General features: G+C 45.3%; 18 protein-coding genes. 10 read left to right on the forward strand and 8 right to left on the reverse strand.

All coding sequences use genetic code 11. The annotated features are described in order from the left end of the window. Nucleotides 1–35 precede the first annotated feature (35 nt). Entirely contained in the window at nucleotides 36–797 is a 762-nt protein-coding gene (locus PODO_RS11435; RefSeq protein ID WP_036685965.1) for an MBL fold metallo-hydrolase, read from the reverse strand. Between the two features lie 250 nt (nucleotides 798–1,047). Here PODO_RS11435 and PODO_RS11440 point away from each other — a divergent pair, with 250 nt between their 5' ends. The 4 genes from PODO_RS11440 to PODO_RS11455 all read left to right on the forward strand — a co-directional run bounded on the left by PODO_RS11440 (nucleotide 1,048) and on the right by PODO_RS11455 (nucleotide 5,476). Then, the gene (locus PODO_RS11440) at nucleotides 1,048–3,066 is read left to right on the forward strand and encodes a Na+/H+ antiporter (RefSeq protein ID WP_036685967.1); all 2,019 of its coding nucleotides are present in this window, start codon (nucleotides 1,048–1,050) and stop codon (nucleotides 3,064–3,066) included. 2 nt (nucleotides 3,067–3,068) lie between these two features. Then, nucleotides 3,069–3,599 (forward strand): GNAT family N-acetyltransferase, encoded by a 531-nt coding sequence (locus tag PODO_RS11445; protein ID WP_244886468.1) that lies wholly within the window; start codon nucleotides 3,069–3,071, stop codon nucleotides 3,597–3,599. Further along, nucleotides 3,596–4,057 carry a DIP1984 family protein gene (locus tag PODO_RS11450; RefSeq protein ID WP_038570144.1) on the forward strand — a complete coding sequence of 154 codons (462 nt, stop codon included), beginning with the start codon at nucleotides 3,596–3,598 and terminating at the stop codon, nucleotides 4,055–4,057. The genes PODO_RS11445 and PODO_RS11450 overlap by 4 nt, the downstream gene beginning before the upstream one ends. A gap of 534 nt (nucleotides 4,058–4,591) precedes the next feature. Then, the gene (locus tag PODO_RS11455) at nucleotides 4,592–5,476 is read left to right on the forward strand and encodes a DegV family protein (protein ID WP_038574380.1); all 885 of its coding nucleotides are present in this window, start codon (nucleotides 4,592–4,594) and stop codon (nucleotides 5,474–5,476) included. A 113-nt stretch (nucleotides 5,477–5,589) separates the two neighbouring features. Here PODO_RS11455 and PODO_RS11460 read toward each other — a convergent pair whose 3' ends face one another. The 5 genes from PODO_RS11460 to PODO_RS11485 form a co-directional block, all read right to left on the reverse strand. Continuing rightward, nucleotides 5,590–6,018, reverse strand: coding sequence for a threonine/serine exporter family protein (locus PODO_RS11460; RefSeq protein WP_036685970.1), 429 nt, complete (start codon nucleotides 6,016–6,018; stop codon nucleotides 5,590–5,592). A 28-nt stretch (nucleotides 6,019–6,046) separates the two neighbouring features. Further along, entirely contained in the window at nucleotides 6,047–6,811 is a 765-nt protein-coding gene (locus PODO_RS11465) for a threonine/serine exporter family protein (RefSeq protein WP_051491428.1), read from the reverse strand. Between the two features lie 157 nt (nucleotides 6,812–6,968). After that, nucleotides 6,969–8,231: a DNA polymerase IV gene (locus PODO_RS11470; protein WP_038570147.1), complete on the reverse strand. Its 1,263-nt coding sequence runs from the start codon at nucleotides 8,229–8,231 to the stop codon at nucleotides 6,969–6,971. 81 nt (nucleotides 8,232–8,312) lie between these two features. After that, complete coding sequence (locus PODO_RS11475; RefSeq protein WP_038570150.1) at nucleotides 8,313–8,915, reverse strand: YitT family protein; 603 nt, start codon at nucleotides 8,913–8,915, stop codon at nucleotides 8,313–8,315. A 1,594-nt stretch (nucleotides 8,916–10,509) separates the two neighbouring features. Further along, nucleotides 10,510–11,376: a helix-turn-helix transcriptional regulator gene (locus PODO_RS11485; RefSeq protein WP_038570156.1), complete on the reverse strand. Its 867-nt coding sequence runs from the start codon at nucleotides 11,374–11,376 to the stop codon at nucleotides 10,510–10,512. 162 nt (nucleotides 11,377–11,538) lie between these two features. Between PODO_RS11485 and PODO_RS11490 the strand changes: the two genes are divergently transcribed. The 4 genes from PODO_RS11490 (at nucleotide 11,539) to PODO_RS11505 (ending at nucleotide 15,234) form a co-directional block, all read left to right on the forward strand. Then, nucleotides 11,539–13,506, forward strand: coding sequence for a glycoside hydrolase family 127 protein (locus PODO_RS11490; RefSeq protein ID WP_244886511.1), 1,968 nt, complete (start codon nucleotides 11,539–11,541; stop codon nucleotides 13,504–13,506). Between the two features lie 91 nt (nucleotides 13,507–13,597). Then, nucleotides 13,598–14,167 (forward strand): HIT family protein, encoded by a 570-nt coding sequence (locus tag PODO_RS11495; RefSeq protein WP_244886469.1) that lies wholly within the window; start codon nucleotides 13,598–13,600, stop codon nucleotides 14,165–14,167. Nucleotides 14,168–14,185: 18 nt separating this feature from the next. Further along, nucleotides 14,186–14,821, forward strand: a complete 636-nt coding sequence (locus PODO_RS11500; protein WP_036685984.1) for a pyridoxamine 5'-phosphate oxidase family protein — start codon at nucleotides 14,186–14,188, stop codon at nucleotides 14,819–14,821. A gap of 104 nt (nucleotides 14,822–14,925) precedes the next feature. Then, nucleotides 14,926–15,234 carry a hypothetical protein gene (locus PODO_RS11505; protein WP_038570163.1) on the forward strand — a complete coding sequence of 103 codons (309 nt, stop codon included), beginning with the start codon at nucleotides 14,926–14,928 and terminating at the stop codon, nucleotides 15,232–15,234. Nucleotides 15,235–15,328: 94 nt separating this feature from the next. Here the strand turns inward: PODO_RS11505 and PODO_RS11510 are convergent, their stop codons facing one another. Together PODO_RS11510 and PODO_RS11515 are read right to left on the reverse strand one after the other, a co-directional pair. Further along, nucleotides 15,329–17,764: a glycoside hydrolase family 94 protein gene (locus PODO_RS11510; RefSeq protein WP_036685988.1), complete on the reverse strand. Its 2,436-nt coding sequence runs from the start codon at nucleotides 17,762–17,764 to the stop codon at nucleotides 15,329–15,331. A 176-nt stretch (nucleotides 17,765–17,940) separates the two neighbouring features. Beyond that, a complete protein-coding gene (locus tag PODO_RS11515) occupies nucleotides 17,941–18,996 on the reverse strand; it encodes a LacI family DNA-binding transcriptional regulator (RefSeq protein WP_036685989.1) in 1,056 nt (351 codons plus the stop codon). Nucleotides 18,997–19,284: 288 nt separating this feature from the next. On the opposite strand from PODO_RS11515, the gene PODO_RS11520 reads away from it, so the two are divergent. Continuing rightward, nucleotides 19,285–20,307 (forward strand): ABC transporter substrate-binding protein, encoded by a 1,023-nt coding sequence (locus PODO_RS11520; protein WP_038570166.1) that lies wholly within the window; start codon nucleotides 19,285–19,287, stop codon nucleotides 20,305–20,307. 121 nt (nucleotides 20,308–20,428) lie between these two features. Next, the gene (locus PODO_RS11525; protein WP_052096969.1) at nucleotides 20,429–22,024 is read left to right on the forward strand and encodes a helix-turn-helix domain-containing protein; all 1,596 of its coding nucleotides are present in this window, start codon (nucleotides 20,429–20,431) and stop codon (nucleotides 22,022–22,024) included.

Genomic DNA, 22,024 nt, shown 5'->3' on the forward strand with positions numbered 1-22,024 from the left:
GAGCCGGATTTCAGGCTCTGTCTTCTTTTGTACAATTACAGCTTTCCTTTTCCTTCTGCTAGTTCAGCAATACGTCTGTTTGCATCTCCGCGGTAGCGTCCGCCGTGATAACAAATGACCGTATCGATCTCATACTCAGAGAACTTGGTCAGAGAGGACAAAGCCAGCTCCATGTCAGGTGTGGCGGAAGGAGTGGGACCCTGTAGCTCGCCATTCTGAACGGTCAAGGCATCGGCAGCAATAAGTGTACGGCTATCATGATGGTAAAGACTGAGATGCCCAGGGCTATGGCCTGGGGTATGGATCACCGTAATTCCACCGGCAAAAGGTAACTTTTCTCCATCCACAAGTGTTTGATCCACTTTTCCTTTAGGAGGATGGGCTAATACAGAGAGGAAGGCACGCCGCCACTCCTCAGGTACATGAGCTGGGATCATAGCCGCTGCCACCGCTAATGCTTCGGGAGTGTGCTTAAGGAGCATTCGCTCTCCTTGAATATAGGGCTGCTCAATTTCATGAGCCAGAACAGTAAGCTCTAGATCTTCTTCAGCCAATAGGGCAGGGAGGCAACCAATATGGTCTAAATCCTGATGCGTGATAATAAGGGTGCGGAGCTTCTGCCAAGGCACATCCGCTTCTTTTAGAGCCTCTTTGAAATTAGAGAGTAGACCCGGGAATCCGGTATCGACGAGTACGGCGGCATGTCCATCCCAGAGTAGCGTGGGGTAAATCGTGTCTTTTCCACCCATAACCTGCGCTGTAATCTCGAGCATTTCTATTCCTTGAGCAATGTACATAATATCCCTCCGTGATTGATAATAAGAGCGACGCCGTGAGGCTAATGCATATATTACTCAAAACTAGAAACGAACACAATAGGTAAACATTTTATTATAACACAAATAAATATTTATGTCAATATATATCTGATGGAATTTTTGTGGAATTTGTAGGGGGTTTTATTATTGAGAATCTTTTGCTAGATTTTGCCCTTGCCTAAAGCTTTGCGATATAATAATCAAATAAAAAAAAGGGAGTTGATGTGGTTTGGAGACATTTCTAGTTGTACTCGTCCTACTTGGGCTTATCGCAATATCCAACATCATAAACCGATTCATTCCCTTCGTGCCGATACCCTTAATACAAATTGGCTTGGGTGTAGTGGTCGTACTATTGCCTTTGGGAATACATATGTCACTGGAGCCAGAGTTGTTTTTCGTGTTATTTATTGCGCCGCTTTTGTTCAATGACGGAAAGCGAACACCAAGAAATGAGTTATGGAACCTGCGTGCTCCAATCTTAATGCTGGCACTAGGCTTGGTATTTGCTACAGTGCTTATCGCTGGATATTCCATTAACTGGATGATCCCCACCATTCCACTCGCAGCTGCTTTTGCGCTGGCAGCGATCTTATCGCCGACAGATGCTGTGGCGGTAAGCGCAATCGCTGGGAGAGTACATCTTCCCAAGAGTATTCATCGTATTCTAGAGGGTGAATCATTGATGAATGATGCCTCTGGTCTTGTTGCGTTTAACTTCGCTATTGCAGCAGCTGTTACAGGCATATTTTCTTTGCCGAAAGCCTCTATTAGCTTTGTGATTATTGCTCTAGGTGGACTAATTGTCGGAGCAATACTCGCGTTCCTCCTGATTCGGTTCAGCGTATTTATTCGCAGACTGGGGATGGAGGACATCACAGTGCATGTGCTGCTGCAAATCCTGACTCCTTTCATTGTGTATCTGATTAGTGAAGAAATAGGGGTATCCGGTATTTTAGCTGTGGTTGCAGCAGGCATAATTCATGCTGTCGAGAAGGACCGTGCAGTTTCGCCACAGTATAAGCTACAGCTGGTGTCCGCCAGCACATGGTCTGTGCTGCTCTACATCTTGAATGGCTTGGTCTTCCTTATTCTCGGGTTGTCGATTCCAGATGTTATTGAAGTGATCTACCGGGATACAGCTGTGGACAATCTTATGGTGATTGGTTATGTATTAGCGATAACGTTGCTGCTTTTTGTGCTGCGTTTTATATGGGTGTATGTGTTCTCCCTGGCTGGCGCCGGCCTGCAAAAAATGGAAAAGTCGTCTATTAAGTCTATGCTAATCCTGACAATTTCAGGAGTGCGAGGCGCGGTTACTTTAGCCGGTGCCTTCTCGATTCCTTTTGTGTTAGGGGATGGCTCACCTTTTCCTGAACGTGATCTAATTATCTTTATCGCTGCGGGTGTGATTCTGATGTCACTGCTGATCGCTAGTATCTTTTTACCAATTCTCGCAGGTAAAGAAGAGCCGGTTGCTGAACCGGGTGATACTGAGGTTGAGCAGGCGGCCAAATCTAAGGTTGTTGCCGCCGGGATAACCTTGCTTCAAAGTATGATGACAGAAGAGAGCAAGGAATCTGCATTGCCAGCTTTGAGTGAGTTTAAAGAAAAAGTTTATAGTCTTAACCGCGAAGATCAGGCGAATGACCCCGCATTGGAGAACTTCCGCCGACTTGGGGTTGAAGCAAGGATTGTGGGTCTGCATGCCGAACGCAAAGAGCTGAGCCAATTGCTGGCCAACAATGAGATTCCTGCCTCAGTGGCGCTGAAGATGGAAGAATTCTTGGATCATAGTGAAGTCTTTCTAGCCAGAAGTCTAAACTCTCAGATCAGAATCTCCATTACAGAGATTAGACGGCTGTTTGCGGGGATGTTCTCTGGCCAGAATGAAGGGGAAGCTAGTCAACTGATGCTGCAACAGGCTGAGTGTGCCAGAAAAGCTAAGATCTCTATGTCCCATGCAGCGATTGCTGCTATTAATGCAAGTAAGAATGAGAACAACCGTAAAGCAGCTGAGAAGGTCGCAGACAGTTACGAGAAGCTGATCTCACGCCTCCAGCAGGGACAAGGCTGGACTAAAGATGGTCTTGTTGATGATCAAAAGCTTGAATTGAAACTGAAAGCTATTCAGGAGCAACGGGATAAGGTCCAGCAAATGTACCAGGATGGAACCATTAACCGCAAGCTAGCCGGTAAATTACGCAAGTTCGTCGATCATTTGGAAACATCCATTTGGGAGGATTAGCTGTGTTGAACAAAGTAATGGGAGAAAGTTTGTTATTCACTGAAATTCGCGAAGAGCATCTGTCGGATGTACTCGATATTTATAACTATTACGTGCTGAACACTACGGTTTCTTTTCATACCGAGCCTTTAAGTTTGGACGAAATGCGGCAATCAGTGATGAATGATGATCCGCGGTTCAAATCATACGTTATATTATCCTGGGACAATGTTATTCAGGGCTATGTTCTGATTGCTAGACATAAAAGTAAGCCGGCTTATGATAGCTCTGGGGAGATTAGTGTGTATTTGAAACCGGCTTGTGTGGGTAAAAGAATAGGACAGCATGCCTTACGCTTTATTGAAGAGAGAGCTGCCGAACTGGATTTCCATGTGTTAGTAGCTACCGTTTGCGCAGAGAATGAACGCAGTCGCCAGCTTTTCTCAAAGAATGGATATGAACAATGCGCCTACTTCAAGGAGATTGGCTGTAAATTTGGTCGAAGACTGGATATCGCCAGCTATCAGAAAATCTTAGGGGGAACTCAAATATGAAACTTGCGGAAGCATTAGTGAACCGAAGTGATCTTACTCGTAAAATCGCGCAGCTAAAGCAGCGGCTCGATCGGGTCGTTAAGGTGCAGGAAGGGGAAGAACCGGCAGAACAGCCGGAGGCTCTTTTGCGTGAGCTGGAAATAGCTGTTAACGAGCAGACGATTTTGATTCGAGCAATTAATCGAACGAATTCATCTGTGGCCTTCAATGAGAAGTGGAGTATTGCCGATGCCCTAGCCGAACGGGATAAAATGCTTCAGCTGCGGAAGCTTTTTAGCGATTTGCTTGAGCAAGCATCGATCACTCAGGATCGGTACAGCCGCTCTGAGGTTCGTTTCCAGAGAACGGTGGATGTCGCCCAGATTCAGAAGCAGATTGATGAGCTGTCTAAGTCTTATCGGGAGTTGGATTTTAAAATTCAGGAGAAAAACTGGACGGTAGACTTACTTACACCGTAATAAGCTAAGCTTTATCACAGCAGAAGGTAACTGATCTTCATAAAGGCGAGCGCAACCCGCCAACAGGGAAAGTTGGACAAATTGACAGATGCCGGGCCAAATCTGACCAAATCATAACTTAGCCCCGTACTGTAACAACTGTAAAGAGTACCTATTAATGTAACTACCAAGCGCTGATTTATGTAAGAACGGTGAGGGCGGGGACGGGGATATTTTTGCTGTGATTAGGCTTTTACATAACATGAAGTGGCTCTATTAGGATAGGTATATTCGTCATACATAATGTGAAATAATGTCGAATAAAGTTGAAAAAAGATGAATAAAATTTGCATTATCGTCCTGTTTTGCCTATCTTATCGCTCGTTATCTTGTATAATTTACGAATACGTACGAGGACTTCCTAAACCGCTGGTCTATTCGTATGTTGATTGTACAGGATGAGAGAGTGATTCATTGGCCGAGAAGGTTTAGTGGCCCTTGTCTCTTCAAACATTCTACTATTCCTTTCATGAAAGAGAGAAGTGACAAGTGACCATGAAATCAATTGCCTGGGTAACCGACAGTACATGTACAATCGATCCTGAGTTCGCCAAGAACAACCATGTGTATATTGTTCCTTTACGTCTGATTATTAACAACGAGTGTTATAAAGAAAATATAGATATTACGATCGATGAGTTCTATGAGAAAATGCGTCAGCATGATCAAGTAGGCAGCTCACAGCCGCCAATCGGTGAGTTTATCGAGTTATACGAACGGTTGAAGGAAGAATATGATGAGATTATTGCTGTGCATCTTTCGACAGGGCTTAGCGGAACATACAATGCTTCCATGCAAGGTGCTGAAATAGCGGAAGCTAATGTCATTGGAATTGATTCTAAGGTTGGCGCTTATCCGATACGGGAAATGATCACGCGAGGTATTCATTGGCACAAGATGGGCTTTACTGGCCTAGAGATTAAAGAAAAGATAGAGAATATCATTCAAAATATGTCCTTCTACTTAATTCCTGCAAGCTTGTCCCAGCTTCACCGTAGTGGGCGTGTTTCTGGTACACAAGTAGTGCTTAGTCAATTATTGCGGATAAATTTGCTGCTGCGTTTTGACGAGGGGAAGGTCATTGTTGTGGAAAAAATCCGTACGATGAAGAAGACGAAGCAGGCGCTGTTAGATATCTTTAAACAGGATGCTGGACTTGTTAGCGATGTGTGCATCATGCATTCCAATAATTTAGAAATGGCGCTGAAGCTAGAAGAAGACATCAAAGAGATGGCACCTGATTTACGTACGGAGATTATGACTTACATTCCTGCCGTGGCTGTTCATGCGGGTGAGGGTACCGTAGGACTTTCTTGGATTAAAAATAACCGGATCAATAGTATTGATTCGGAGGTCGAACCTGTAGCAGTACTTGTGTAGATAGGACAGTAAACAAAGAAATCGCTTCTTGGAAGAGGGACGGATGATCCTCATTATACCAAGAGACGATTTCTTTTTTTTGAATCTATGAGATGACGTTGGTTGTATGAAGATTATGCTTTGCTTGCACGCCGGCGGAACATTTGTCCGATAACTTCACTCAGTACAAGTCCAGCTGCAATTGCGCCAGAGAGCATTAATGCCCGAACAGCGATTTCTACAGCCAGATTATAGTTTTCTTCCACAAATCTGCGCATAGCATCGTAAGCAAGGCCACCCGGAACAAGTGGGATAATGCCGCCTACACTAAAAATAATAACCGGCATTTTGAAGGATCGTGCAAACAACTGGCTGACGATGCCCACAACTACAGTAGCTGCAAACGTAGCAACAACAGGCCCACACTCTACATCAAGGATCACATACACCATCCAGCCTACCATTCCAGCAAAACCACACTGCAGTAGAGCGCGCTTAGGCGCATTAAATAAAATACAGAAGGTTGCCGCGGCGATAAAACTGGTTATAAGTTGCAAAATCATGAAGGGCTAACCTCTTTCACATGGAGAATTAAAATAGTGATAGTACAAGCCCAATGCCTGTACCGATCGCAAAAGCAGTTAGAAAGGCATCGGCTCCTTTGGATATGCCTGAGACCAGATGACCGGCCATCAGATCACGAACGGCATTTGTAATGAGTAGACCGGGTACTAGAGGCATCACGGAGCCGATGATGATTTTGTCCATTTCTTGACCTATACCCAGCTTTACAGAATAGAAGGCTAGAAGTCCGATCAGGAAGGAAGCAGAGAACTCTGCAAAAAATCTAGTCTGCACAAGACGATGCAGGTAGATAACCGCAGCATAACCTAACCCGGAAATCGGCAATGCGGGGAGAGCATCCCACAAGCTGCCTTTAAACATAACGGTGAAGCAAGCGCCGGTAAGTGCCGCAGCTATGATTTGCAGCCATACCGGATACGCATGTGCGGCATCATCGACCTCTCCTAATCGTGTCCGAGCTTCCTCGGCTGTAATCTGACGCTCGTTCAGACGCCGCGAGATATCATTAACCTCCGAGACTTTCTGCAGATCTGTGGTTCGCTCGGCAATCCGATATAACTTAACGGGTTCCGTTCTATTTGTGGTGAACATAATAACGGTTGGCGTCACATAACTGTGTGCCCCTGGAAAACCGAGAGAAGCAGCCATACGTGTCATTGTATCTTCTACTCTGTAGGTTTCTGCACCGTTTTGCAGCATGATCTTGCCAGCAAGAAGACAGAGATCAACGATTTCATAATAGGTAGTGTTAGTGTTGCTCGTGCTTTCCAACTTCTCCGGTCCTCCCCTGGAATGTTACATATCTATGTGTATATACTTATGATTGTCGCTTCATTGTGTGAAAATAACAACCTCAATATAGCATTATAAACGATATGGGATATATTTTAATATAGTTTAAGAAATAAAATGTATAAAGATGCACTGTTTATTTATAGTGCCCGCCAATTTTTCCGGATCTGTCCTTAAGTTGTCCGGCATCTGTGAACGATGCGGCGCGTCCAATGATCGATTCTCCGTATTTATTCTTCAGCGCATCAGTGGCCCGTTCGAGCTCGCGGTAGCGGGGGCGCGACTCAAATAAGGTTAGCTGATATTGGCTTTCGTCAGACAGATTGGACAGGCTTAGATGAATTCGGCGCACAGGCTGACCTTCCCAATGCTGTTTGAAAAGAGCGAGGGCGGCCTCGTATACCAGCTGGGTTGCATTCGTAGGATCGCTCATCGTAGTCTGTCTCGAGAAGCCGCTGGGGTCATCAAAGCTGGCGCCTTGGCAGCCAACAGACACGACTGCACCATGCACCTTTAGTTTGCGGCTGCGCCTGCACACCAGCTCTGAGAGTTCCAGAATGATAGTCTTGATCTCTTGCAGTGTATAGTAGTCCCGTGGCAGCGTCATTTGGTGCCCGACGCTCTTGGGTGCAACTTCATAGGTAGCCGGACTTACAGGGCTATCGTCGATGCCATTGGCAATTCGCCAATATAGCTCGGCATCGATATCGCATTTTTTATGGAATTTCTCCCGCATGCGCCATTTCAGCTCGCTTATCGGCATCTCTGCCAAATGGCCAATCGTTGTGAGGCCCATGCTTTGGAAGTGCGCAGACATGCGGCGGCCTACCATAAACAACTCACTAATGGGCAGCGGCCAAAGTACATCTGGAAGCTCTTCCTGAGTGAGGGTAAATAGACCCTCCGGGTTCTTCTTGGCCCACAGGTCGCAAGCCATTTTGGCGGTAACCTTGGAATAACCTATACCGATACGTGCGCGCACACCTGTATTTCTGCGGATCAGGTCCTGAATGGTCGTAGCGATCTGTCTTGGGCTGCCGAATAAGCCGAGGCTGCCGGTGATATCAATAAACTGCTCATCGATGGAATAAGGTTCTACGAGGTCACTGAATTTGCGTAGAATGTCCGTGATTTGGGAGGAAACATCGATATATTGCTGCATATGCGGTCTGACGACGATTACTTCGGGGCATTTCGCGAGTGCTTCCTTCAAGGTCTCGGCGGTAGTAATGCCAAAAGATTTGGCTAACGGACAAGCGGCAAGCACAATCCCGCTTCGTCTAGCCGGATCTCCGGCGACAATAAGCGGTTTGTTGCTGTATTGCGGATTAGAGGCCTTCTCCACGGAGGCGTAAAAGCTCTGACAATCGGATAACAAAATAACACGCTCTTTATTCATAGATTCACACTCTCCAGGTGAGGTAGAGATACGGTAGATGATTTTCTTATTATTATAATACGAACATATGATCGTGTATATTCATATTTTTTTCCATTTCTCTTCAGTCTCCAAGGTGCAGAGACCTGTGGCCACACCCCCAGCGATAATCGTGAGGATGGAGTGGAAGAAGGTTTCTTTGGAAATCAGGAGTCCCCCCGCGCCGATAATTATGAAATCTGTCAAAAAAATGATGAGTCCAAGATTAAGCGGGAGATACCTTTTGATATATTGAGCAAGCAGATCCGTTCCGCCTGTACTGGCTTTGAACCGCAGCATAAGCCCAAGACCCGTTCCCATTAAAAAACCGCCAATAATGGCGCTGGAAATGGAGCCGAACTCAAAATAATACAGAAAGTGGTACTGCAAAGGACCGAGAAGCTCAATCAGAAACGATGAGGTCAATAAACCTAATACACTATTGAAAAAGATATCGCGTTCCTTCAGCCAGGCTAACAGGAAAATCGGAAAGCTGCAGAGAAGGACAGCTATACCGATTTTGGCATCGGATAAATAATTGATGATGAGGGCTATTCCTATTATTCCCCCATCTAGGATTTTATATGGGACAAGAAAAAAATTAGTTGCTGCTGCAATGAGCAAGCTTCCGATCAGGATGATCGCGTATCTTAATAATGACTGCATATTTAACATCTCCACATTAAAGGCATGTCTTATAAATATGCTTGTCACTTCCAAAAAATTGCAGTGAAGCAAAAAAACTGATTTCGGGCCTAATCATGCGGACCCAGGAGACCCTATTAGGTAGATTCAAGGCATTTTTTCGAGCTAACGGACCCAGTTGCAGCTATTCCCTCAAATATGGTTCAATTGCGGGCAAATTATGGGCAATAAGAGTTATGCAGTCCGAAACTTCCGCATAATAGGTGGAAAATCACAAATAGGTGCAGTGTGGTCCGATACGATCAAGATCGAGCAAAGGTAGCTGATTTCGAGACGTAGACAGCTAGGTTATGCAACAGGTAACAAATTCTGCGCACGGAGTAGCTAGATTAAGCCATAGGTAGCTAATTCCGCACGGTGTAGATAGGTTGAACCCCAGACAGCTAGTTTAAACAATGGCTAGCACGTTTAGGAGCAAATTTGGCAGGCGGCGTTCTTTTCAGCAACTGTTCGGACTCAGTTGCCCTTATTTCCATGATTCCGCTCGTTTTGTCACACTATCGGACTCAGTTGCAGCTATTCGCTCAAATGCGCTCCTTTTCTGCGCAAATCAAGGGTAATAAGAGTCGTACAGTCCGAAACTGCCGCAAAATGGGCCGAAAATCACAAATAGGTGCAATACGGTCCGATACGATCAAGATCGAGCAAAAGGTAGCTGATTTCGAGACGTAGACAGCTAGGTTATGCAACAGGTAACAAATTCTGCGCACGGAGTAGCTAGGTTAAGCCATAGGTAGCTAATTCCGCACGGTGTAGATAGGTTGAGCAACAGGTAACTAATTTCTCGCACGGAGTAGATAGGTTGAGCCCTAGACAGCTAGTTTAAACAATGGGTAGCACGTTTAGGATCAAATGCGCAGGCAGTGTTCTTTTTAGCAACTGTTCGGACTCAGTTGCCCTTATTTCCATGATTCCGCTCGTTTTGTCACACTATCGGACTCAGTTGCAGCTATTCCTACAAATGTGGTCCAATTGCGGGCAAATTATGGGCAATAAGAGCTATACAGTCCGAAACTTCCGCAAAATGGACGGAAAATCACAAATAGGTGCAATCCGGTCCGCAACGGGGAATGCTATGAATGAATGATTAAGCTGACGCGTCTCCGGGGGATACAGAGAGTAGTGTGATGGCTGTGCGGTGAGTTACTTGCTGATAAGCTTTGGAGGGTCGAGCCGCATAATCAGCGTTGACCTATGGTAAGTATGAGTGCGCCACGCCTAGGAAGGTAAACTGGTAAAATTATTGCAAGAAGCAAGAAGCAAGAAGCAAGAAGCAAGAAGCAAGAAGCAAGAAGCAAGAAGTACGAAGTAAGAGCAGCAGAAGGATTTAGGACGGATCACGGGTACACAATAAATGTGCCAATCGGAGTACTGCTCCATCACAATAGTTACCTAAGTTTCTCCGAGCTAGAGGAGCATCTCGCGTCCAATTAATCCAAAGCTGATCACGTAAGCCAGCAGCACAGAAGAAAGCCAGCCTCCCACAAGAAAGCTACAGGATCGCATTAACAACGAAAACAGCACGCCTCCATTATGAGACGTGCTGTTTTTGCTGTTATCGGGAATACCGCTTGCGGAAGCGAAGCGGAGAGATTCCGATCTGGTGAGTAAAGCGACGAGAGAAGTAGGCGGTGCTCTCGAAACCGATACGTTCTGCGATCGCAGCTATAGGCATCTCTGTCTTAAGCAGAAGCAGCTTGGCCTGTTCCAAACGGTAATCCGTTAAATACTCCATCGGAGTCAGTCCATATACGCGTTTCATGCAGCGGGCAAGGTAGTTATAATGAAAATGCAGCGCATCCGCCAGAGAGGCATTGGAGAGAGGCTCCGCATAATGATTGCGGATATAAGTCTCCGTCTTCTCGGCAATCTCTACCGCATGACTTTCTGAAGTATCATGCTGCGCTAGATCCATCATCCGCAGCATTTCTTCAAAAATCCTTTGCTGCTCCCAAACTGCACTGGAACGTCTTCCAGTGGACAGCTGTAAAAGCTTCTCAGCTTGTCCACTCCGTTTAAAGGGATCAGGAAGGGGACCAAACTGCGGGATGCGAATGGTATATGGATGAGTAAGAAACTGCCGGAAATGTGTCTCTCGGTTGATATACACAGGCTCGCCTTCAGAGCTTGACCAATCTGCGAGGGTATGAAAATGAATCCAAATAAACGAAGTCAGCTCCTCGCAAGACTTAACGGAATAATGATAGCGGTCAGGCAGCAGAAGCAGCGTATGCCCAGCCGCAACCTCCCATTGATTATGCTCTTCACCGATAAATAGGCAACCTTGCTCTACAATAATCAGATCAAATAAGCCGATATGGCTTCTATTTGGATGCTGCTCTCCGGGTTGATAAACAGTGTGATTGCATTCCAGAAAATATGGAAAAGGCGGCGCTGCGAAATGTACATAGGAAGGACTCACTGTGTTCTACCTCTCTTTTTATCGTAGTCCGAGCTCAAATTGTCCTTGGAAATAGGAGTGTGAAATAGTACAAAAAAGGGGTTGCTTCTGATTATATTTTTTATCTATTGTACGCTCTATAATTGTAATTAGCGAGTATAAAATAAGGCTAAGGGGAAGATGATGATGAATAAAACGATCCAGGATCAGCAAGTTGTAAAAGATCAATCCGTTAGCATTAAAGATGATTTCTGGGGAAGTTATATAAAGCTGGTACAGGATGTTGTAATCCCGTATCAATATGAGGCATTGCACGACAAAGCAGCGGGAGCTGAGCCCAGTCATGCCATTGCTAACTTTGAGATTGCTGCGGGCCGGAAGAGCGGCGAATTTTACGGCTGGGTTTTTCAAGACAGTGATGTAGCCAAGTGGCTGGAGGCCGTAGGTTATTCCTTAAGCATCAAACGTGATCCCGAGCTGGAGCGTCAAGCGGATGAAGTGATTGACCTCGTTGGAGAAGCGCAGCAGGAAGACGGGTACTTAAATACTTATTTTACGATAAAAGAACCCGGCAAACGCTGGACTAATCTGAATGATTGCCACGAGCTGTACTGTGCTGGGCATTTCATTGAAGCCGCCGTTTCTTACTATGAAGCTACAGGCAAAAGAAAACTGCTCGACATCATGTGCCGAATGGTTGATCATATCGATTCTGTGTTTGGTCCGGAAGAAGGGAAAATGCGGGGATATGATGGTCATCAGGAGATTGAGCTTGCGCTCGTTAAGCTGTATCGGCTCACAGGTGAGGAGCGGTATTTGAAGCTCAGCAGCTTTTTTATTAATGAGCGAGGTCAACAGCCGAATTTCTTAAAGCAACAATGGGATAGTCTGGGGAGTATCAATTTTTTCACAGGTCAGAAGGAGAATTTAGATTTAAAATATTACCAAAGTCATCTTCCGGTAAGAGAACAGGAAGTGGCTGTAGGACACGCTGTGCGTGCGGTTTATATGTATACTGCTATGGCTGATCTAGCTGCACTTACGGGAGATGATACCCTTCGCGAAGCATGCGAGAAGCTGTGGAATAACATCACTACTAAGCAAATGTACATTACTGGTGGGATCGGATCTACGCATCGGGGTGAAGCATTCACCTTCGATTATGATCTGCCTAATGATTCGGTGTACGCAGAGACTTGTGCTTCTATTGGGTTGATCTTTTTTGCACAACGGATGCTGAGAATATCGCCGGATGCACGTTATGCCGATGTCATGGAGCGGGCGCTTTATAACAATGTGTTGGGTTCGATGGCACAGGATGGTAAGCACTATTTTTATGTAAATCCACTGGAAGTATGGCCTAAGGCATGCAGCTGCAACCCAGATAAACATCATGTGAAGTCCGAGCGTCAAGGCTGGTTTGGCTGCGCTTGCTGTCCTCCGAATGTGGCGCGTCTGCTGACTTCGCTTAATCAATATATCTATACGATCCATGGTGATACGCTCTATACGAATTTGTATATTGGCAGTGAGCTGACAACAAAGCTGGGTGGAACAGATGTTGCGATACAGCAAGAGAGTAACTATCCATGGGAAGGTACAGTCTCGATGAAGATTAATCCCGCAGTGGAAGCAGAGTTTGGAATTGCCTTGCGGATTCCATCTTGGAGCCAAGGAATGGAGATCAGAGTCAACGGTGAAGTAATGAATACTGCTGAGAACATCGAGCAGGGATACCTCGTTATCCGGAGACTGTGGAGAGCAGGAGATGTAATCGAAGTGCATGACCCTATGGAGGCACATCGTATCTACGCACATCCGAATTTGCGTGCAGATGCTCAAAAAGTAACGATTCAGCGTGGACCTCTTGTGTATTGCCTTGAAAGTATAGATAATGGTGAGCCTTTAAGCTCAATTTCTTTAAAAGAAGGCAGTGAACTTACTGCGGCTTTTGATGAGACATTGCTCGGCGGCGCTGTTGTTGTCGAGGCAGAGGGGCTGCGTGTAGATAAAGAGGGCTGGAATGGTGAGCTTTACAGCAGAGTAAAAGCACCAGTTCAAACCGTTAAGGTTAAGGCGGTTCCGTATTACTTATGGGGAAATCGTGGCAGTGGTGAAATGAAGGTATGGATTCCGGAAGCCAGCGTTTAAGTTATCGGTAGACATAGATCTCGGGAATGACTGTGTTTTATCAGTATTTTCCAAGGGGGACAGCTGTAATTTACAGTCTGTCCTTTTCTTTTTGCAAAAAGGAGAACACACGCGAAATGGCGAAATTAGAAGAAACATAGAAATATTCTTAAATCCTATAACAGTGGAGGCGGGCAATATTTATAATCATGCTCCAGAGGGTTATACTTGTCCCTTTTGTTTGTTGGTTTCGGGCATTGAAAATGAACATGTGCGTTCTAAGCAAGCGGATATTATTTATAAAGATCATTACATAACGGCTTTTATTGCTTCTCATTGGTATCCGAATAATGAAGGGCATGTTCTAATCATCCCTAATCAGCATATCGAGAATATTTACACATTGGATGTTGAGATCTCAAACCGGATACATGAGCTGGAAATTGAAATTGCTAAAGGTCTTAAAGAAGTTTATAAATGTGATGGCGTTTCTTCTAGACAACATAATGAGCCGGATGGCAGCCAAGATGTATGGCATTATCATTTACATGTGTTTCCAAGATATCATGCGGATAATCTGTATGGCACTTATGGGAAGTTATCGGATGAGACAGCAAGAAAAAATTTCGCCCAATTATTAAGACGATATTTGAGCAACAATAAGAATATTGGGGCTTATTAAGTTGAAAGAGGGAGAAGTATGAAGCCAAACTTTTTCGAAAAAGTTATAGAGTCAGAAGAAGAGTTACGGTCTTTATTTGGGTACCCAAGCGAATTGGTTAACAACAAAACCATAACTTTTATAGATCATCATTGCCGTGATTATATCTCAAAATCCCCAATGCTTTTTATGGCTACAAGCGGTTCGTCCGGTGCTTGTGATGTCTCTCCGCGCGGGGACGCAGAGGGTTTTGTTCACGTGTTGGATGATAAACATTTAGTGATCCCTGAACGCCCTGGGAACAGACGGTTTGATTCTTTGCGGAATATACTTGAGAACCCAAAAGTCGGTTTGATATTCATCATTCCCGGACTTGAAGAAACATTAAGAATAAATGGGCACGCGAGTATAGTTAAGGATGAAGAAATATTGAAACCTATGGAAGCGCATGGTAAAGTCCCGGTCATTGGAATAGGCGTGGAAGTTGAAGAATGTTATATGCATTGTGCAAAAGCCTTTAAGCGGTCACATTTGTGGGATGACGATTATTGGCTTGCGAAAGAAGTATTGCCTAATCCATCAAAAATACTGGCGCAGCATGCCCGCAAACTTGGAGTTACTCCAGAGGATATCTCGAAATCACTAAAAGAAAGCTATGAAAAACGGCTATATTAACATTTTTGACTTAGAAATGGAATGGGATTTGCCCTTCATTGTATGCTATATTTGATCTGGATAAGGCAACTGATCATTTTACAGATAATATTGGAGGCATCACAATGAGTAAACGTTATCGAATGACAAGAGCAATGCAGAATGATGGAGATTCAGCACCAACCCTATCTTTAGAAGAGTGTAAGCAATATTTCGCATCCAAACCTGATTTCACCTATACATCAGTTTTTACAGTAACAGGTGCCACTACCATGTCCATTGAGGGAGATTTCTTTATGTGGAGCTATGGTGATACAACAATCCCATTTAGACATTATCAGGGTGATATTTATGTTTCTGGCGCCAATGAAGCCGTGATTCCTAGAATGCTTGAGGTTGCGAGTGAATTAAAAGCAGATATTGTGGAAGGGTAAAAAAAGATGACCCCTGAATTCTTCAGGGGTCATCTACTGTTAATTTTTGATCCGCTCAATCGTTCAAACGAACGGTTGAGCGGATTTTTTTGTATTAACCCAGTTCTACAACTACTTGGTGTACAGCACCGTCTCCAACAGGAGTGATGATGTTACCTTCTACAGCTGCGCCATCCAAGGTAAGACTAGCTACACCTTTGGATACATGGTTCGGGTTCTTGATTTGAATCACATAAGTATCTCCACGGAATACACGGGTGATTTCAAAGCTGTCCCACTCTGTAGGAATACAAGGATCGATCTTCAGACCATTGAAGTCCGCTTGAATACCAAGGATAGATTGTGTAATCGCTACATAGTTCCAAGCAGCAGTACCAGTCAACCAGGAGTTTTTAGCTTCCCCGTGGCGAACGGCATCTTTACCTGCGATCATTTGCGAGTATACATAAGGTTCAGTACGGTGAATTTCGCTGATATCCTCCAAGTAAGCAGGAGCAATTTTAGCGTAAATTTCAAACGCTCTGTCGCCATGTCCAAGTACAGTTTCAGCGATCATGATCCAAGGGTTATTGTGGCAGAAAATACCAGCATTTTCTTTGTAGCCCGGAGGGTACGTAGAAATTTCACCCAGGTTCAGATAGTACTTGGAATATGGTGGCTGTTGCAATACGATACCGTATTTAGTATCCAAATGCTCTTGCACGGAAGTCAGAGCTTTTTCAGCTTGACCATCTTCCACACCGATACCGGCCATAACACAGATACCTTGTGGTTCGATGAAAATTTTACCTTCTTCGTTTTCTTTGGAACCGATCTTGTCGCCATAGTGGTCATAAGCGCGCAGGAACCAGTCACCATCGAAACCGTGAGTCAGTGTGATTTCACGCATGTTGTCAATCTTAGCTTCTGCATCCGTAGCTACATCATTAAGTCCGCGCATCCGGCAGATTTCTGCATAGTCCGGTCCAACGAAGACGAACAGACCCGCGATAAATACGGATTCCGCTACGCGGCCTTCGATGTTGGCAGTAGTTTGGAAAGATTCGCCCGGCTCTGTAGAGAAGCAGTTCAGGTTCAAGCAGTCATTCCAGTCTGCACGACCGATCAGCGGCAAGCCGTGAGGTCCGAGATTGTTAGTTACATGCTCGAAGGAGCGTTTCAAGTGCTCAAACAGAGTAGCCGTGTTATCCGGATTGCTGTCAAAAGGAACCTGCTCATCGAGAATCGAAGTATCGCCAGTTTCTTTGATGTAAGCAGCTGTGCCAAGGATCAACCAAAGCGGGTCATCATTAAAGCCGGTACCGACTTCATTGTTACCTTTTTTAGTGAGTGGTTGGTATTGGTGATAGGCACTGCCGTCTTCAAATTGTGTAGCGGCAATATCGAGAATACGTTCTTTAGCACGTTCAGGGATTTGGTGCACAAATCCGAGCAAGTCTTGGTTAGAATCCCGGAAGCCCATACCACGGCCAATACCGGATTCAAAGTAAGAAGCGGAGCGGGACATGTTGAAGGTAACCATACATTGATATGGATTCCAGATGTTAACCATACGGTTCAACTTGTCGTCGCCACTTTGGATTTGATATTTGGACAACAGGTTATCCCAGTGTGCAGCCAGTGCAGCCAAAGCGGCGTCCACTTGAGCGTCTGTAGCAAATTGCTCGATCATAGCCTCTGCTGGTTTTTTGTTGATTACGTTCAGAGATTCCCATTTGTCTTCTTCTGGGTTTTCAATGTAACCAAGGACAAAGATGAAGCTTTGCTCTTCGCCTGGCTCCAGAGTAATGTTCAGGGCGTGCGATCCGATAGGGGACCAGCCGCTCGCTACGGAGTTAGTTGGTTCACCTGCAGCAACAGCTTGCGGGCTTTCCAGACCATTGTACATCCCTACGAAAGCTTCGCGGTCAGTATCAAAGCCGGCGATTTCTTTGTTAACAGAGTAGAAAGCGTAGTGGTTTCTGCGCTCACGGTATTCTGTTTTGTGATAGATAACAGAACCCTTCACTTCAACCTCACCAGTGCTGAGATTGCGTTGGAAGTTAGTCATATCATCTTGTGCATTCCAAAGACAGAATTCTGCAAAAGAGAATAGCTTAACGGATTTCTTCGCGGAACCCGTGTTTTTCACTACAAGACGATGTACCTCAGCATTATGACCCATAGGTACAAAAGCAAGCTGGTTTACAGAGATGCCGTTGCGTTCACCAGTAATGGAAGTGTAGCCAAGACCGTGACGGCATTCGTAGAAGTCCAGATCACGTTTTACTGGCATCCAGCCTGGAGTCCAGAAATCACCATCATCATAAAGATAGTAGTAACGGCCGCCAGCATCCATTGGGATATTGTTGTAACGGTAACGGGTCAATCTTCTGAGACGAGCGTCTCTATAGAAGGTATAGCCACCAGCAGTATTAGAAATAAGTCCGAAAAATTGTTCATTACCAAGGTAGTTAATCCAAGGGTAAGGTGTTTTTGGTGTGTTAATTACATACTCTTTACGAGTGTCGTCAAAGGTACCGAATTTCATGTGAGAAAGTCTCCTTTCGATTGTGAACGCGCGTTTATAAGTTTCAGGAAAAATTCCCTCGAGGGAAGGGATTCTTTCCGTTGTTTCTAAAAGATAGTATTAGGCAGTGATTTCGAGAACCAATGATAGCAGCTTCACAGAAAAATATGTATTCTTCAGTGAATGATGAATCTGTGCTACTTCTTCGGCGGTTGACAGGAATCTCTCTCCACTAAACGAGCTGGAAAGCTGATCGTGCTGAAAGTCGGCTGCTGCGAATCACACAGCTCGATTACTTTTTCCACTGCAGCCTTGGACATTTCATAAATCGGCAAGCGTACAGAGGTCAGCTTGGGCTGAATACGGGATGCCAGCTGAATGTCATCAAAACCAGCAATGGAGATATCCTCAGGGACAATGATTCCGTGTTCGGAGAACGCTTCCATCGCTGAAATAGCCATGTCATCGTTGGAAGAGAAGAAGGCAGTCGGCAAAGGTTCACCAGAAGCAAGCAGCTTCTTGACCTCTTCATAAGCCGTCTCTTTCAGAAAATCACCCTTTAGGATAAACTTCTCATTCATTGGCAGACCATGTTTTTTTAGCGTATCCTCATAGGCCGTGTAGCGTTCTCGACCAGAGTACGTATTCATTTGCCCGCAGATGATGCCGATCTCTTGATGGCCTAGGGAGATTAAATGTTCAATCACTTCTGTGGTGCCCTCGTAATCTTTGGAGTTCACAATGGCCAGATGATTGCGGTCAAGATGCTCCGACATAATCTCTGAGATATCATAATCAATCAGTACAAGCGGAGAATCGAGTCCCACCATTTCGCGGACGATATTAATATCCTTCTGAGTGCCGACAATTATACCACCGTCAATCCGTTTTTGCAGAAAAGCTTGTTTTACCTTCAGAAAATCGTCCGGAGAGTATACCGTATGAATCAGAACGTAACATCCGCGGGCATTCGACGTGTCGACTACGGCATCGACGAATGGTGCAAAGTAATTGTTCTGATAAATTCGGGTAGTGTTCTCTTTCTCGTTCATACTGATGGCAAACAATCCGATGGTATCGGTTTTCTTACCGGCCAGAGCCCGTGCAAAGCTGTTCGGTTCGTACTGATGTTGCTCAATCACCCGCAGCACTTTAGCCCGGGTTTCTTCAGGAACATTGGAATAGTTGTTGATCACGCGGGATACCGTACTTCGGGAAACCCCGGCCAACTTAGCAATATCTTCGCTGCGCATGTTTCCCCTCTTTTCATAAACGCGCGTTTATGAGTTTATTGTAAGCGAAAGCATCGTATAAATCAATCGTAAAAAAAGAAATTTTGCGATCAAGTTAATAAAGGGTGACCTATTTTAAATAGAAGAAGAATCCTACCAAATAATGATAGAGCAGAATAACTAGAAATAGTTTGTATAAGTTTTTTGCGGAGAAAGTGCATTGAAAGCTATGAAAGTCATGCTACTATTGTGATAAAGGTTATTGAGAATGATAATCAATGACAATAAAGCATAGGAGTGAAGGGATCAATGGCAAGATGGGGTCAGAAGTTTTTGTGGGCAGCGGTACTTATAATGGCAATCACCGCGCTGGCAGCATGCGGAACGAATAACAATACTGCGAAAGAAAACGTTGCTAAGACAGAGAATGCAGAGGAATCTACCTCAGCGAGCACTAGCGCACCAACTGAAGGAAGTGGAAATGCCGCAGAAGAGGGTGCAACCCGGACGATTGCCGGGGAATTCGGGGATGTTGAAATTCCAGTTAAACCGCAACGGGTAGCCGGGATCTATGTAGAAGATTATTTGAAGGCATTGGGCATTACCCCGGTGGTTCAGTGGTATCATCCAAGCTGGGGCAAACAGGATTATTTAAATCTGGATGTGCCAGAATTCGATATCACGGGTAGCGTGGAGGCATTATTGGAAAAAGACCCCGATTTGATTATTGTGGACGGAGGCGCTGATGCGGCGAGGTATGAACTATATTCCAAGATAGCACCAACTTATCGTCTACCTGAGTCGGTGTTGCAAGACTCAAGACAAATGCTTACAGCTATTGCAGATGCCCTTGGTATTCCGGAGAAGGCGGAATCCGTCCTTGCAGCGTATGATCAGAAGGTGGCAGAGGGGAAAGCTAAGCTGCAACAGGCCCTGGGTCAGGAAAAAGTAGCGGTGATCCGGCTTAACGTAGCGGATAAAACCTTTGCTCTATTTGGTGTTAAAAACCGCTATACCGGTGTGATTTATGATCAATTTGGGCTGACACCCGTGCCTATGGCGGCAGAAATGACCGAATTTCAATCTGTTATTTCTGAAGAGCTTATTCCTCAGCTCGACGCGGATCATATTATTGTGTTCCCTGATAATGGGGGCTGGGATACTGAAGGGAATCAGGAAGCGATTCAAATACTTGAGGGTCCATTGTGGAAGAGTCTGCTTGCGGTGAAGAACGGGAATGTCTATAGAATGGAACGTTCCCACTGGCAGTCCGGTGCCATCACAGCCAATTCGATGAAGCTTGATGACTTGCTGAAAGCTATGGTGAAATAAAACGGTAGCCGTCGTAAGGAATAGCATAAAGAAGGTCTATCAGCATAGTTGATAGACCTTCTTTTTTATTCTAAACTATAGTAAAGTGAATGAAAATGGTTCTCAATTGGAGGGCGCTAGAATGGCAGAAGATTTACAAGACAGCAATAAAAAGAGGCTATTCTATAGCTTGATTAACATAGAAGCCCAATCCTTATCGGTGAACGGACAGACCTTAGTGTTTCAAGATCATACCCTGATCATTGTATCGGAAGGACAGGGATGGTTAGAAGCCGAGAAGAAGCGTTTTCCCCTGGAAAAAGGTGTCGGGTTCTTGTTCGAACCGGGGCTTATAAGCAGAATCAATGCCGAGGAGCGAGGACTTAGCTTTTATAGGCTTACTTTTGAAGTAATCGAAACCGGGGGAAGTAAGCAGAGTGGAATGGAAAAGGGGACTAGAGAAGGAATTCTCCGGTCTGGTCCGCTAAGCTGCAGACCTTTTTCACAATGTGCACTACTGCTTGAGGCTATCTATCATAGTCGCAGAAGTACGGAAGAGATTGAATGGTTCGCAGGCCATACCCGCTTTCAAGAGTTACTGCTGCTGATCATGCGGGCAAATTCCTCTGTCATCCAGATGAAAGGAGCCCATGAGGCGGTGCAGCGTTCCATCCGCTATATGCAGGAACATTATAATCACGCCATAACCGTCGATCAATTGGCTGAAGTGGCAGGCGTTACACGTGCACGCTACACACAGATTTTTAAAGAAGTGACAGGGCGGATTCCCTTAGAGCATTTGAACGGACTTCGTATTGAAAGGGCCCAGCAGCAGTTGCTGCTTACGAATGACCGTATGCATGATATCGCGTTATCCGTAGGATATAGCAATGAGTATTATTTTAACCGGCGTTTCAAAAGATCGGTGGGCGTTACGCCCGGCCAATACAGAAGCTTCCATCAGGAAGGGCTGCGGGTGTTCGCTCCTTTTCTGGAAGACTATCTGCTGGCTCTGGATATTACACCGGTGGCGCAATATTCTCATGCTCAGTGGGGGAAGCAGGAGTATCTGTCCCTCAACGATGTGCCTGCGGTTGATATTTCAACTGGCGATTGGCAGGAGCTCTCCCAGTACATGCCCGAACTGATCCTGCTGGATGATGGCTTTCAGCGTTGGCACCTGGATGAGTGCAGCCAAATTGCTCCGTTGTTCAAGCTGCCTTTTCATCAGGAGGATTGGCGTGCCACGTTATTTTCTGCAGCAGCCGTCTTTGGCAGAACGGACCGTGTCCAGGAAGTGATCGGCAATTATGAGCATCGGGCGCAGCAAGCTAAACGAGTGCTAAACCGTTCTGTCCAAGGGCAGACTGTAGCATGCTTAAGAATATCTTCCTACGGAATCAATCTCTATGGATGCGGGCAATTGGGTTATACAGGTAGCGTACTCCATCATGATTTAGGTTTGCAGCCCCATGAATTGGTTCCGAAGTTGACCCGTGGACAGAAGCGGGTGAGCCTAACAAGAGAAGAGCTTGCGAGCCTGACTGCAGATCATTTGTTCATTACCTTTGATCGACAGGAAGGAGAAGGACGGGAACTGCTGGATACACCGCTTTGGCGCAGTCTGCCCGCTGTGCGTAGTCGCTGTGTATATGAGGTGGATTTTATGGCCTGGATGAATTACGGGGTATTGTCGCATCAGCGCAAGATTGAAGATGTGCTAAGAGCGTTAGGGTAA

This window comes from Paenibacillus odorifer (assembly GCF_000758725.1).
Classification (GTDB): domain Bacteria; phylum Bacillota; class Bacilli; order Paenibacillales; family Paenibacillaceae; genus Paenibacillus_AQ; species Paenibacillus_AQ odorifer.